The sequence below is a fragment of the candidate division KSB1 bacterium genome (assembly GCA_034521575.1).
GTDB lineage: Bacteria > Zhuqueibacterota > Zhuqueibacteria > Residuimicrobiales > Krinioviventaceae > JAXHMJ01.
This window is the reverse complement of sequence record JAXHMJ010000005.1, coordinates 1,789,189-1,800,964: the sequence shown is the minus strand read 5'-3', so window position 1 is coordinate 1,800,964 and position 11,776 is coordinate 1,789,189. Positions and strand designations below refer to the sequence as shown.

Here is an 11,776-nt window from a genome sequence, read left to right as displayed (position 1 = left end):
TCTATTGTTCCGGGTTGTGCATTTTATATATTTTTACAGACGGCTGCAAAATCGGGTGTTTGCTCTTAAATAAGCGACTTGATTTGCTGTTTTGTTCCAGCCAATTGAAAAAATCTTTACGGTCCTGACTAATTTTTGCATAATGTTGTTTTGTATACTTCCAGTCAAACACCTGCCGGGTAAAATCATCCGATATATAATAGCAGCAATCGCAGGTTTTGAGTAAGGTTTCAAGGGATTCGGTCGTTTGGGTGCTCTTGCGCATCAGGTCCGCCTCGATCACATCCAGACTGTCGGATTCCGGGATAGGTGGAGGAAAGGACTCGATAATAACCTTGTGACCGGGTTTGATGTTGTTTTGAATCCAGGATGCAGCTTTGGTGCGCGGGTCTGTATCTTTCAGCTTGTCAAAGTAAGAGACGGCGTGAGCGGCATTTTCCGCACACACGAACAGGATCAGTGCGGCCAAAAGGATTTTCAACCCCGGTCGTTTGAGTTTGTCATAAAGCCATTCAAAAGTCAGGGCTGCCGTGATCATGAAAAACGGCGGCGAGGGGCAGCAGGTGGCGCATGGCTTTGATAGAGCATGTCTTCGAACATGAAATAAGTGGGAAGCATGAACAAGAGCAGCAATAGGTCTGATTTTTTATGCCGGATCATCATGATGACAATGCCGATAATCACCGAGAGGCTCAAAATGATACCCATGGTTTCCGGGATCGAATTGGGGTAAAAGACACCAAATCCCGGGGCCTGTTGTCCGGTCCAATAGGATAAAAATCCGCCGCCGCTGCCGATTTTACCGGCTTGTTCAAACCGGTGTGCGCCCAGGAAGCCGCCCCAGGTTTCGTTAAAATCCAGCCAGATTAACGGACAGGCGATCAAAAAGGAGAGTATGCCGGTCGCGGCACCGATCCACAGCTGTCGGTCTTTCAGGCGCTCTAACCATTGTCGCAGCGGCGCCTGGCTGAAATGCGCCCACAGGAACGGAAGAACCAGAAACAGCATGCTGAATTTTGTAGCGACTGCCAGCGAGACGCTTGCTGCGGCCAGAATCGTATAGCGCGTTTTCCGGTGTTGCATCATCAAGGCGCAAAAGAACAGACACAGCACTCCGAAGAAAGCAGACGGCACATCTACGGTGCCAAAGTGAGAATGGCGGACATGCAGAAAATTGACACTTAGGAGCAGGGCGGCCAAAAGACCCAGATTGCGGTTATACAGTTTTGCCGATAGGGTAGAGGTGAAAACACGGTCAGAACACCCAGCAGAGCGACAAAAATTCGGCTCCACAGAAAAAACACAAAGGGGTCCTGTTCAAAGGTGGTTTGCACATCCTGGAGCAGAGTCATATTGTCCGGTTGCCAGACCGGTTCCAACCTGAACAGCCAGCACGCAGGCCGGCATATCGGGATAGAACGGCGGATACACCCGGATGCCCAAAATCAGGCGTCCTTATCCATGAACTTTGTGCTCAGCATACGTCCGGCCTGAGCGGTCAGTTTGATTTCATCCGGATGATACAAAAAAGGCTTTCCGAAATTAATTCCATAGAGCCTCAAAAACGCTGCAACAAGCAGAATGACAAGCAACATCGGGGTCGTTTTTTTGCGCTTTAGATTCATAAGCGGGCGACCTTTTTGAATAAATGTTCATACTGATCAGCGATCCGGTCCCATTGATAGCGTGAACGGACGCGCTCTTGTACGGCTTTGCGGAAGGAGCGGGCCTGATCGGGCTGATCCACAATAAACTGAATTTTATCGGCCAAGTCATTATTATCTGTTCTCGAAAAATAGAGCCCGGTTTCGCCCAGCACTTCATGGTGTTCGGGTACATCATTGGCCAATATGCAGTTGCCATAGCCCATCCCTTCGAGCAGGGCCGGGTGCGTGCCGCCGACTTCGGTGGCCTGAATGTACGCATAGGCATGACTTTGCAGCTGCCGATAACCGTTGCCGAACACATAGCCGGTAAAGAGAATACGCGGATCTTTTGTGGTTTTCAGTTGCCTGATATATTCTGTGGCGTACGGCGCGTCACCGACCATCACCAGTTTTTTAGCCGTTTTTACCTGTTCAAATGCCTTGATCACCCGGTGCGCATTGTTTTCCGGTTCCATGCGGCTGACATCGAGATATATCCGTCCGGATTGATCTTGTACTGCTTGTAGAATATTCCGTGCCGGGTTACCCGGTTTAGCGAGCGCCATACGGGATATACGTGGATGTTTTGTGAAATTTCCCGGCGTAATAGGCCTGCACATCGCGCGCATCGGAAACAATGGCGTTCGGAATGAAGGTGGCCAGCCATTCTGAAATTTTATAATACACTTTCCCGGCGCTGTTCCATTTTTGCCGTTTCCATTCCAGTCCATCCACATTCAGGACCACAGGTTTTTTCCACAGGCGCGGTATGAAACAGAATGCGGCATTGGCGCTGTTGCAGATAAACACGACATCATAGGGCTTGAAAAAACTATAAAGTGTACAAACCAGTGTGTGAACTACCGTATCCAGGTATTTATGACTGATCGTCGGCAAAACTTTAATATGGACGCCTTTATACGTCGGTTCTTGATAATCAATAAAATGAGACCGGCCGTAAACCGTGACGTCATGCCCGCGGTCTGTCAGCCGCGGCGCCAGTTCTTCTGCAAATGTTTCAAACCCGCCGTAATTCGCCGGAATACCGCGAATTCCCATTATTGCTATTTTCATATTTTCTTACGTTGTTTGATCATGGTTTTCCATTCTGTCAACAGGGAAGCATCCAGCCAAAAGATCATCGCCAGATACAGGGCTGAAGAAACAATACCTCCAGCGATCAAAACAAAAACGGACTGCCAGTTCCATATATGTACAAGAACATAACGAAAAAAACCACCGCCTGCGAACAAGACCAGTGAAGCCGGTCCGGTTGCGGTGAACGCACTGCCAAACAGTTTCGGTGTTACATTGATTTGACGGTTCGTTATATCCTGAATGACCGGCCAGGTCACCACATAGAGCGCAGTGAATGCTGCAGCCACTCCAATGATCCCCCATCGGGTGCCCAGCCATACGCAGCCGGCAAGGGGGAGCAGGTAAAAGCAGTTCCATTTAAGCTCGATATCAGGACGCCCGACGGCCATGAGGACAGAACCTTTGATGGTTCCAACGGATTTGAGCATGGCCATCGGTATCAAAATTTGCAGCGGGACAACCACGTTTATCCATTTATCGGTTACAAAAACGAGTATAAATTCCTGTGCATAGACCCCTAATATAATCAAAATTGGAAATGTAATCAATGAAATATATGTCATGGCGCGCAGGTAGCCGCGTTGGAAGGTTTGGATGCCATCCTGTACCTTTGAAAAGGCCGGAAAGACGACCTTGGCGACAATACCGGATATGCGTTGGACCGGCAGTTTGACCATATAAAGCGCCCAGGTATAAAGTCCGAGGGCGGTTTCTCCCAGGATTCTGCCGACAATGGTAATGTCCGCATTCATGACCAAATAGATCATGACATCATTGGAGAGTACGTTGGCGCTGAATTGGAAAAAGGATTTAAACTCGGAATGTGAATAATGCAGACGAGGCCGCCACGGGCAGGCGAACCAAAGCGCGATAACCATAAAAGAGTCTCTTAACAGTACATTGGCGACCAGGCTCCAGACTCCCCAACCGAGAAACGCCAGAGTTACGGCAATAATGCCGGACAGTGAGACAGAGATGATTTCGATGATAGCCAGTCTTTTGAATGCCATCTCACGGGTGAGGATGGATTTGGGAACAATACCGAATCCGCCGATAACAAAGCCGAGGGCGATCACGCTGATGACGGGTTGTACCGTGTCATTGCGAAAAAATATCGACAGGGGAAATGAAGCTGCAAACGACACAAGGTAAAGTAATAAGCCAAACACCAGACTGATCCAGAACATGGTCGAGAGTTCGGAATCCCGGATTGTCTTTTTCTGGATAACTGATGTACCCAGTCCTTTGTCGTTCACCATGCCGATGGCTACCGTGACGAGACCGGCCATACCCACAATACCAAAGTCCGCTTTTGAGAGCAACCGGGCCAACACAAGCTGAACCGCGATCAGCATCAGCTGCATGGTCATTTTGGCCATACCGGTCCATAGCACCCCGGATATTGTTTGACTGCGTAAACTCATGGACGGTCAGTTTTGGATAGAAAATGTGACTCTTGCCGCGGATACCCGGTGAGCTGTAAGATCTCGACCGGATAGCGGGAGCCCTGGACGGTATCCACGGGCTGGTAATAGAGTTCAATCTGGCGTTGTATAAAAAGTTCATAACGCTGGAACTTGCGATGCGTATAGCCGTCAAGGATGATGAATTCCGGGGGGTTGGCAATAAACTCGGATTCAAAATCCTGATGGCGTTTTTTTAAAAATTCAGTCGGATGTGAAACGCGGGCAAAAGGATAAAGTCCGCTTTCGAATGTCCAGATCATTCCGCCGCTGAGCACCGATCCGTTGTCCTGGGAATGCTGTTTTAAAACAGCCGACACTTGTTTGAGAGTGGAGCGTGACCAGACGGTTTCATAATTGAACGCGATAACCTGGCCGGAAAATGCGGCTGAGAAACACCAGGAAAAAATCAGCAGCAGAGTCCCGACTTTCCCCCGATTTTCCTTTAGAGTGCGGCCCCAGTACTGTAAAACAGCCTGAGATGAGTAAAACAGTAGAAACAAGGCGGCAATGGTTAGTAAAAGCGGGTCAAGGTTGACAAGCCGGGCCAGGAGAACAAAACTGGATATGATGAGCGTGTTGATCAGAGACAATCGAAACGATGTTTTGAGATCAGTCAGGCGCAGCCACAACAACAGGTAAGGGGATAAAAACGTAAACAGGACAATGTAAACAGGAATACCGTGGAAGCTCTGCCAGAACGCCCGCTGCAGGAGAAACAGCGCCGGAAACAGCGCCAGGACGGCAAGAATCCGCCCGTCTTTATGGTTGACCTTATAGTCCTTGTACCATCCGGAAAGACAGGCGCCTGTGAGCAGCAGCAGAGGAGGCAGGCTTTCGGTAAAATACTGGGTGTAATAGCTTTTATTCAGAGATTGATAGATATAGAGTATAATGGAGATAACAAACCACAGTGTTAAAAGATAGCCCGGTTTTCTAAAATGTCTGCGGCTTATCCACAGGGCGGTGCTGGTGAGGGGGAACAGAGAAAAGAAAACCGCCTGGCGCCAGGCCTGGAGTGTATAGGCTGCATCCTGACCAGACGCGGAATCCGCTTGAATCAACAACTTTGTACTGATCCGGCAGCATGTTGAATAAATGCGGCACCCGGTTCCAGATCAGATAAAGAGGATTCAGTTGAGACGCCATAAATTCCTGTACGGTCATGCCGGCTATAGTAAAGTAAAAAGAGGGTAACAGTGACAACCGCAGAAAACCACCGGCAAAGATGATGATGCGGGTGAGGCGCGCCCGGTGCTTGTAACCCGGGGCGGTTGCGAAAAACAAAACAGCGGCAATGGGGATGTAGAGAGAAGGCTGACGCACATAAAAGGCGCATCCGGCAAACACACCTCCGATAAACAGCATGGAAAGCCGGTGCGGTTGGCGTATGGAATCGAGGACAAACAGAACGGCGAGAGAAGTGAGAGCAATGGTCAGTGGTTCTGTTTTGACCACGGGTGACCAAACCATCGTCAGAGGGAGAAACAGATAAAGCGTACCGGCGACGAGGCCCGCGCGTGGATTGTAAAGACGCTTTCCGATCATAAAAAGAACAGCGCCTCCGGCCATTGATGATAAAACCGGAAGCAATCGGCCCGCGGAGAGTGTGTTGCCGAACAGTTTGAGCAAACCCGCCAATAATCCCACATAAACAGGCTGCCTTGCCCCATAATCCACGATGGGTAAAAAACCCTCAAGGAGCAGGCGGGCATCCATCAGATGTGCGCCTTCATCCGGATTGATCCAGCGCATAGAGATCATGATCAGACGTATGATTAGTGCGACAAGGAGGAACGCGCTAAAGAGTATAAAACTATTGGGTCGACGGTTCATTTTGGTTAAACTTGTCAGGCGGCATTCTTTTTACCTGTTTAGTGTGAATGGTAATCATCTTTACTGAAAAATACAACAAAAACATATTTTTACTGAAAAGAAAAAAAGTTGGGGCAATAAAAATATTTTTATTGCGTCTTTTTAAAAAGCTTTATATTATATTCATCGTTTCGAGGGTGTAGCTCGCTAGGTAGAGCAACGGCCTTTTAAGCCGTCGGTCCTGGGTTCGATTACCGGCGCCCTCACTTTAAAAAGGCTGAAAGGCCTTTTTTTTGTTTCAAACGGATGCGCCTATAGCTCAATTAGGCAGAGCAACTGACTCTTAATCAGTAGGTTCGGGGTTCGATTCCCTGTGGGCGCACAAAAAAAAGGCCTGTCAATGACAGGCCTTTTTTTTGTGTTTTCAGGGGTGGCATCAGAAATTTGTTTGCAGCGCAGCGTATACGGTCCTTGGCTGACTCGGATTGTAAATATACGCCGGATTGCGGGCTGCTCCTTTTTCAATATCCTTCTGATAGGCATTCATCATGTTTTTGACAATTGTTTTCCACGCGAACACCGGTCTGCATCTCTAACGCGTCGGCCAGATTAACCGAACATTTTTGTTCAATCAAGCGTCGCGGTACGATTTTGGTGCGAGAGAATCAATCCGAAACACAGGATTAACAGGATACAGAGTAATGTTGATGCAAAGAGGGATTGATGTTTCATGTATTGAAACTCAAGTTTCCGGTCAGAGATTTGCAGATTCAGAAAACACACCTGTTCTGCATGGATTTAGAACAATATTACAAGGAGACCGGAGACAGCGGCGGGGCGCGGTCGGCACGCGAAGGCAGGACAGGCTGGGGATTGATGAGAGGCGTGAAAGCATCAAGGTTGCGGTTTGGTTGCAGAAAAAAGAAAACAACAAAAAGAACAAGCATAAAAGCGGAAAACGCTTCATAAACGGCGCCAAGATATTGAATTCTTGCTGCGAATGGCTGTGAGGCGTTGTTTTGCTATTCGAATGCGGTTGAAACGGATGCGAGTGCACCACCAAACGGCCGGCCGTGTCCGTATGCGTGTGGGAAAAGTACGCGACGCTGAACAGGGCCCAGATGATGATGAGCAGCTGCAGAACGGCGATTGTTTGTTTGCTGTGGTGTCTCAAATGAATTCCTTAAAAAAAATAGAAAAAATATAAATAATTTTTGAGAAAAAGTCAAGTCTGAAGAGGAGGGATGGAACGATGCAATGGAGCGGGAGGGTGAGTACGCATAATCCTATGCAGCCGTAAGGGCCGCATAACCGGTTTATTATGACCTCAATCAGCAAAGCTAATTGAGTGAATACTCTGTAATGCAAAATTCCAGATAGCTCGGTGTAGATCTAAACTAGCAAGAGCTTTGTTTTCTGTCTCAAAATGGGTTTTACCGCTTGTAGAAATTCGCACAGTGAGATGTATACTTGGGTATTTGCGCAATATTGCTGTTAGATTTTTGATAACTTTAGGGTGCTCCTTGATCAGTACATACTCCAGTATGTACTGTGAAAAGTCGCTCCCGGATAACGTTTATCAAGATGTTTTTTTAATTCCTGTGGGGATGGATTCATTGTGTAATTTTCTATCATCAGTTGATTGTCACTAATACAGACGGTCCATTGTTTCTTATGAACATCAAGACCAATATAAAAATGTTTGTCTGTGAAGCTTAGTTTGTTTACCTTTTTCATGACAGGTCCTTTCATTTTTGTAAATTGATGAATGTGTAATATGTTAATGAAATGGACCTGTCTTTACAATAACTTTTTAAACATAAGGTCTGTTTTTTAAAAACAAAGCATTCAAGTATGATATCCGGGGCGCGCTGACGCACTCGCCCCTCTGTCTGATCCGTGCCATCCGTGTTCTATTGTTATACTCTGCTCAGACATCCGATCGGATGGCCGGGAATGAACGGTTGCGTTTGTCGGTTAAAAAGGTAAACAATATTCAGGAGAAGCAAAAATGACTCAAAAAATTGCCCTCGGTTCGGATCATGCCGGGTTTCAACTCAAACAGGTCGTAAAGGAGCACCTGCAGAACCGGGGATACGAGATTGTGGATTTTGGCACAGACAGCAGCGAGTCTGTGGATTACCCGGATTTTTGCCGTCCCGCTGCCGAAAGTGTGGCTGACGGTGACTGCGATCTGGGACTGGTCTTCGGCGGCAGCGGCAACGGGGAAGCCATCGTGGCCAACAAGGTGCGCGGCGTGCGCTGCGCCGTGTGCCGGGATGAGGAAAGCGCGCGTCTGGCCAAAGAACACAACAACGCCAATGTGATCGCCCTGGGCGGACGCATGGTGTCGCTGGAGGAGGGTATCCGGATCGTGGATGCCTGGCTGGATGCCGAGTTCCAGGGCGGCCGGCATCAGCGGCGCATTGATAAAATTGAAAAAGAATAACAGAACACCTGTGAGCAGCAGGAGATTATCAATCCCTGCCGCTTTTATTTATTCCGTGATTTGAAAAAGTCATGATGTTTGAGCATATCTGAACAATCCCGGGAATCCTTTTTTGCATCGGGATTACAACGGCATTTTAGCCGTCAATAGCGTGTGTTCGGCAATAATGGTCAACAGGTCAAACATTACATAGATTCCCGTATCCCATTGAACAGCTCTTCGCTCATGCCCATGGAGCTGAAACCGCCGTCGTGATACAGGTTCTGCAGGGTGACTTTGCGTGTGAGATCCGAGAACAGAGTGATTACATACTCGGCGCATTCTTTGGCAGAGGCGTTGCCCAGCGGCGCCAATCGGTCGGCGAATTCATACATGGTATCAAACCCCTTGATGCCGCCGCCGGCGGTGGTGGGGGTGGGACTCTGAGACACCGTATTGACGCGGACGCCTTTTTCTCCCAAATGTGCTCCATAGTTACGGGCAATGGTTTCCAGCAGCGCTTTGGCGTCGCTCATATCGCCGTAGGAACTGAATATGCGTTGTGCGCCGATGTAGGTCAACGCCACGATGCTGGCGTTTTCATTCAGCAGCGGCAAAGCGCCGGTGATGATGCGGTGCAGGGACAGAGCCGAGATGTCCAGAGTTTTGTGGAACCACTCATAGTTGAGATCGGTGTATTCGCGGTCTTTTCGCACATTCGGCGACATGCCGATGGAGTGCAGGATAAAATCAATGCCGTCAAAATGGGTGCTGTATTCTTTGTACAACTGTTTTAAATCTTGGGTTTTCGTGGCGTCCGCGGCAATGACGGGCGCATTGCCGCATTGCTGTGCCAGTGTGCCAACGTCTCCGCGCTCCACGGCAACTTTGGTATTGGAAATGACAAAGTTGCCGCCCTCCTGATACACCTGTTCAGCCACCTGCCAGGCAATCGAATTTTCGTTTAAGGGGCCGAATATGAGTCCTGTTTTGCCTTTTAATAGATGGTATGACATTCTGTTCCACTCCTGTTTTGTCGCAAGTTTACACCAAATAACGCTGTATGATTTGATAAAATTTCATTTTGTTTTTTGTTTCATGTTTCATACTTTTCTCTGTATTCAGAATATCAGGCTTTTTACCAGTCCGAGTCGATATTAAGCGCAGAAGCGTAAAGAAAAAAAGTCAAAGAGAAAACTGTGATTTGATTATTGAAACATTGCACGCGGAGGCGCAAAGGTCGCGGAGGAAAAAATCAAGAAATAAACTGCTGATGTCAAAACAAACGCTCATAAATCAACTGGTAAAAGTTAGATCGATCATTGTTTTCAATTATTTGAACGTATAATATAAAACAGCTCATGTTTTTCTTTGCGACCTTTGTCCCTCTGCGTGGATTGGTTTTCTGATTGAGATGATCGGCAGAGGCGAAAGGTGCAAGAAAAAGACCGAAAAAATTGTATATTTTATCATTGTTTAAAAAATTTCTGAATTGATTCATTACAGAACCGGATATTATGTTTGCTTGTCAAACCTGCGGTAAATCTTTTTCACCGGCTAGGCCGCGCTGGCGCTGTGACTGCGGTGGAATGCTCGATTGGACATCCGAAACAAAACTGCATCCGGAGGTCTGGGCCGGTCAATATCCGGATATGTGGCGTTATCAGGAGAGTTTACCGGTAATACATTCGGCCCATATTGTCAGTCTGGGAGAAGGGTTTACACCGCTGACCGAAATGACCCTTGATTCCAGTCAGATTACTATCAAACAGGATTATTTATTCCCCACCGGTTCATTTAAAGACCGGGGCGCCTCGGTTCTGGTGAGCAAAATGAAAGAGTGGGGGATCACGCATTGCGTGGAAGACAGTTCCGGCAATGCCGGCAGCGCCATAGCCGCTTATTGCGCACGGGCGGGTATTCGATGCGATATTTATGTGCCGGCGTCTGCTTCGCCTGCCAAACTTGAACAAATCAAAGCATACGGCGCGCAGTTGGTTGCCGTTAACGGGTCCAGAGAGGACACGGCGTGTGCGGCATTCAAAGCCGCAGAATCCTCGTTTTACGCCAGTCACGTCTGGCATCCGCTGTTCATGCAGGGCACCAAAACTGCCGCTTTTGAATGCTGGGAGCAGCTGGACGGGACAGCGCCGGATATCGTGATATTGCCGGTCGGTAACGGCTCTTTGCTGCTTGGCGTCGCTTTGGGATTCCGGGAATTGAAAAAAACGGGGGCAATTAACCGGCTTCCACGATTGATTGCTGTGCAGGCTGAACAGGTTTCGCCTGTTTTTGCAGCGTTTCATCAAACAGGGGGACAGATTTGCAACAGGACATGTGCATCCGGAATCGCTGTGGCACACCCAAGACGGCTGCAGCAAATCGTAAGAGAACTCCGGGAATGCTCCGGCATGGTCATCAAAGTCGATGAAAACGCAATTTTGGACGCGAAACACTTTGCAGCACGGCAGGGCATCTATGTTGAGCTATCAGCCGCTGCGGCTCTCGCAGGCGCTCGGCAGGTGGAGCACATGCTCTCTGCTGATGAAACCGCAATCCTGTTTCTGACCGGACACGGCTTGAAATAAAATGTATTCAACCGAAAGTTTTGCGGCAACTGACGTCTCTTTATTCAAATCGTTTCCGCATCATGATCGTGTGCATCGCAGACACGATCAACGCTGGAGGCAAAAAGATGCAGGACCGAACCGAGTCTTTTGGATAATTGGATTGTTTCTGTTTGGCTTTAAGGCGCGCAACGGAGAGCAGAGTCCGGGTTGAATCATTCTCATTCAGGGATGCGTTCCAGCATCCGTCGCATCAGGCTGTAGCCGGTAGAAGGTTGAGGCAGCGGGCCGCGCGCTTCCGGCAGTTTCTTTAACCGTTTTCCGGGGAGTTGATGCGTGCGGTGTAGATGCTTCATCAAAAATTCGCGCGAATCATAGAGTTCGTCTATTTTGGTTAAAAGCCGCATCAAACCGTCCGGATCATAGCCGGCCTGCTGCATATAAAGCAGCGCGCGCTCATCTGCACTGAATTCCAGTTTTTTTCCATAATCGAGGATCGTGTCGCGGGTAAACAGCGATTCCAGGACGGTCTTGATGATTTCAGGATTATCGCCAACGATTTTCTGAGCAGCCAGAGCATAGGCGTATTTGTCGGCAACCTGCTGCACGCTGTGACGATGCGAACTGTGCACCGCCTCGTGCGCAATGACTGCAGCCAGTTCACAATCGGTTTCCGTCAACTCGATCAATCCGCGGCTGATGAAGATATTACCGCCGGGCAGCGAAAAATGCAGGATATCCGGTCGGTTCATGATATAC

The 11,776-nt window shown here is 48.4% G+C and carries 14 protein-coding genes and 2 tRNA genes; 6 read left to right on the top strand and 10 right to left on the bottom strand.

Annotated elements, in window-relative coordinates; genetic code table 11:
• Window position 1: 1 nt before the first annotated feature.
• The 8 genes from U5R06_21080 to U5R06_21045 all read right to left on the bottom strand — a co-directional run bounded on the left by U5R06_21080 (window position 2) and on the right by U5R06_21045 (window position 5,962).
• Window positions 2-538, bottom strand: a complete 537-nt coding sequence (locus U5R06_21080) for a hypothetical protein (protein ID MDZ7725238.1) — start codon at window positions 536-538, stop codon at window positions 2-4.
• Window positions 535-1,200 carry a glycosyltransferase family 39 protein gene (locus U5R06_21075; GenBank protein MDZ7725237.1) on the bottom strand — a complete coding sequence of 222 codons (666 nt, stop codon included), beginning with the start codon at window positions 1,198-1,200 and terminating at the stop codon, window positions 535-537. The genes U5R06_21080 and U5R06_21075 overlap by 4 nt, the downstream gene beginning before the upstream one ends.
• The gene (locus U5R06_21070; protein ID MDZ7725236.1) at window positions 1,182-1,352 is read right to left on the bottom strand and encodes a hypothetical protein; all 171 of its coding nucleotides are present in this window, start codon (window positions 1,350-1,352) and stop codon (window positions 1,182-1,184) included. Before U5R06_21070 ends, U5R06_21075 begins: the two co-directional genes overlap by 19 nt.
• Before the next feature lie 93 nt (window positions 1,353-1,445).
• Window positions 1,446-1,625 (bottom strand): hypothetical protein, encoded by a 180-nt coding sequence (locus tag U5R06_21065; GenBank protein ID MDZ7725235.1) that lies wholly within the window; start codon window positions 1,623-1,625, stop codon window positions 1,446-1,448.
• On the bottom strand, window positions 1,622-2,212 hold the full coding sequence (locus U5R06_21060) for a glycosyltransferase (protein MDZ7725234.1): 591 nt from the start codon (window positions 2,210-2,212) through the stop codon (window positions 1,622-1,624). Before U5R06_21060 ends, U5R06_21065 begins: the two co-directional genes overlap by 4 nt.
• Window positions 2,199-2,720: a DUF1972 domain-containing protein gene (locus U5R06_21055; GenBank protein ID MDZ7725233.1), complete on the bottom strand. Its 522-nt coding sequence runs from the start codon at window positions 2,718-2,720 to the stop codon at window positions 2,199-2,201. Before U5R06_21055 ends, U5R06_21060 begins: the two co-directional genes overlap by 14 nt.
• The gene (locus U5R06_21050) at window positions 2,717-4,168 is read right to left on the bottom strand and encodes a lipopolysaccharide biosynthesis protein (protein ID MDZ7725232.1); all 1,452 of its coding nucleotides are present in this window, start codon (window positions 4,166-4,168) and stop codon (window positions 2,717-2,719) included. The genes U5R06_21055 and U5R06_21050 overlap by 4 nt, the downstream gene beginning before the upstream one ends.
• A 975-nt stretch (window positions 4,169-5,143) precedes the next feature.
• Entirely contained in the window at window positions 5,144-5,962 is an 819-nt protein-coding gene (locus tag U5R06_21045) for a glycosyltransferase family 39 protein (protein MDZ7725231.1), read from the bottom strand.
• Between the two features lie 253 nt (window positions 5,963-6,215).
• Between U5R06_21045 and U5R06_21040 the strand changes: the two genes are divergently transcribed.
• From U5R06_21040 to U5R06_21020, 5 genes are all read left to right on the top strand, one after another.
• Window positions 6,216-6,288: transfer RNA gene (locus U5R06_21040), tRNA-Lys, on the top strand.
• A 42-nt stretch (window positions 6,289-6,330) separates the two neighbouring features.
• Window positions 6,331-6,404 (top strand) — tRNA-Lys (locus U5R06_21035).
• A 319-nt stretch (window positions 6,405-6,723) separates the two neighbouring features.
• A complete protein-coding gene (locus tag U5R06_21030; protein ID MDZ7725230.1) occupies window positions 6,724-7,032 on the top strand; it encodes a hypothetical protein in 309 nt (102 codons plus the stop codon).
• Between the two features lie 41 nt (window positions 7,033-7,073).
• On the top strand, window positions 7,074-7,229 hold the full coding sequence (locus tag U5R06_21025; protein MDZ7725229.1) for a hypothetical protein: 156 nt from the start codon (window positions 7,074-7,076) through the stop codon (window positions 7,227-7,229).
• 804 nt (window positions 7,230-8,033) lie between these two features.
• Entirely contained in the window at window positions 8,034-8,471 is a 438-nt protein-coding gene (locus U5R06_21020; GenBank protein ID MDZ7725228.1) for a ribose-5-phosphate isomerase, read from the top strand.
• Between the two features lie 185 nt (window positions 8,472-8,656).
• Here U5R06_21020 and U5R06_21015 read toward each other — a convergent pair whose 3' ends face one another.
• Complete coding sequence (locus tag U5R06_21015; protein ID MDZ7725227.1) at window positions 8,657-9,466, bottom strand: enoyl-ACP reductase; 810 nt, start codon at window positions 9,464-9,466, stop codon at window positions 8,657-8,659.
• Window positions 9,467-9,967: 501 nt separating this feature from the next.
• Between U5R06_21015 and U5R06_21010 the strand changes: the two genes are divergently transcribed.
• On the top strand, window positions 9,968-11,038 hold the full coding sequence (locus U5R06_21010; protein MDZ7725226.1) for a threonine synthase: 1,071 nt from the start codon (window positions 9,968-9,970) through the stop codon (window positions 11,036-11,038).
• A 200-nt stretch (window positions 11,039-11,238) separates the two neighbouring features.
• On the opposite strand, the gene U5R06_21005 is transcribed toward U5R06_21010, so the two are convergent.
• Entirely contained in the window at window positions 11,239-11,769 is a 531-nt protein-coding gene (locus U5R06_21005) for a M48 family metallopeptidase (GenBank protein ID MDZ7725225.1), read from the bottom strand.
• Window positions 11,770-11,776 lie beyond the last annotated feature (7 nt).

Excerpts from the sequence above, each read along its gene's own strand:
- U5R06_21080 (MDZ7725238.1), bottom strand. The coding sequence starts at position 538 with ATGATCACGGCAGCCCTGACTTTTGAATGGCTTTATGACAAACTCAAA.
- U5R06_21070 (MDZ7725236.1), bottom strand. The coding sequence starts at position 1,352 with ATGACTCTGCTCCAGGATGTGCAAACCACCTTTGAACAGGACCCCTTT.
- U5R06_21065 (MDZ7725235.1), bottom strand. The coding sequence starts at position 1,625 with ATGAATCTAAAGCGCAAAAAAACGACCCCGATGTTGCTTGTCATTCTG.
- U5R06_21060 (MDZ7725234.1), bottom strand. The coding sequence starts at position 2,212 with ATGGCGCTCGCTAAACCGGGTAACCCGGCACGGAATATTCTACAAGCA.
- U5R06_21055 (MDZ7725233.1), bottom strand. The coding sequence starts at position 2,720 with ATGAAAATAGCAATAATGGGAATTCGCGGTATTCCGGCGAATTACGGC.
- U5R06_21050 (MDZ7725232.1), bottom strand. The coding sequence starts at position 4,168 with ATGAGTTTACGCAGTCAAACAATATCCGGGGTGCTATGGACCGGTATG.
- U5R06_21045 (MDZ7725231.1), bottom strand. The coding sequence starts at position 5,962 with ATGCGCTGGATCAATCCGGATGAAGGCGCACATCTGATGGATGCCCGC.
- U5R06_21030 (MDZ7725230.1), top strand. The coding sequence starts at position 6,724 with ATGTTGATGCAAAGAGGGATTGATGTTTCATGTATTGAAACTCAAGTT.
- U5R06_21020 (MDZ7725228.1), top strand. The coding sequence starts at position 8,034 with ATGACTCAAAAAATTGCCCTCGGTTCGGATCATGCCGGGTTTCAACTC.
- U5R06_21015 (MDZ7725227.1), bottom strand. The coding sequence starts at position 9,466 with ATGTCATACCATCTATTAAAAGGCAAAACAGGACTCATATTCGGCCCC.
- U5R06_21010 (MDZ7725226.1), top strand. The coding sequence starts at position 9,968 with ATGTTTGCTTGTCAAACCTGCGGTAAATCTTTTTCACCGGCTAGGCCG.
- U5R06_21005 (MDZ7725225.1), bottom strand. The coding sequence starts at position 11,769 with ATGAACCGACCGGATATCCTGCATTTTTCGCTGCCCGGCGGTAATATC.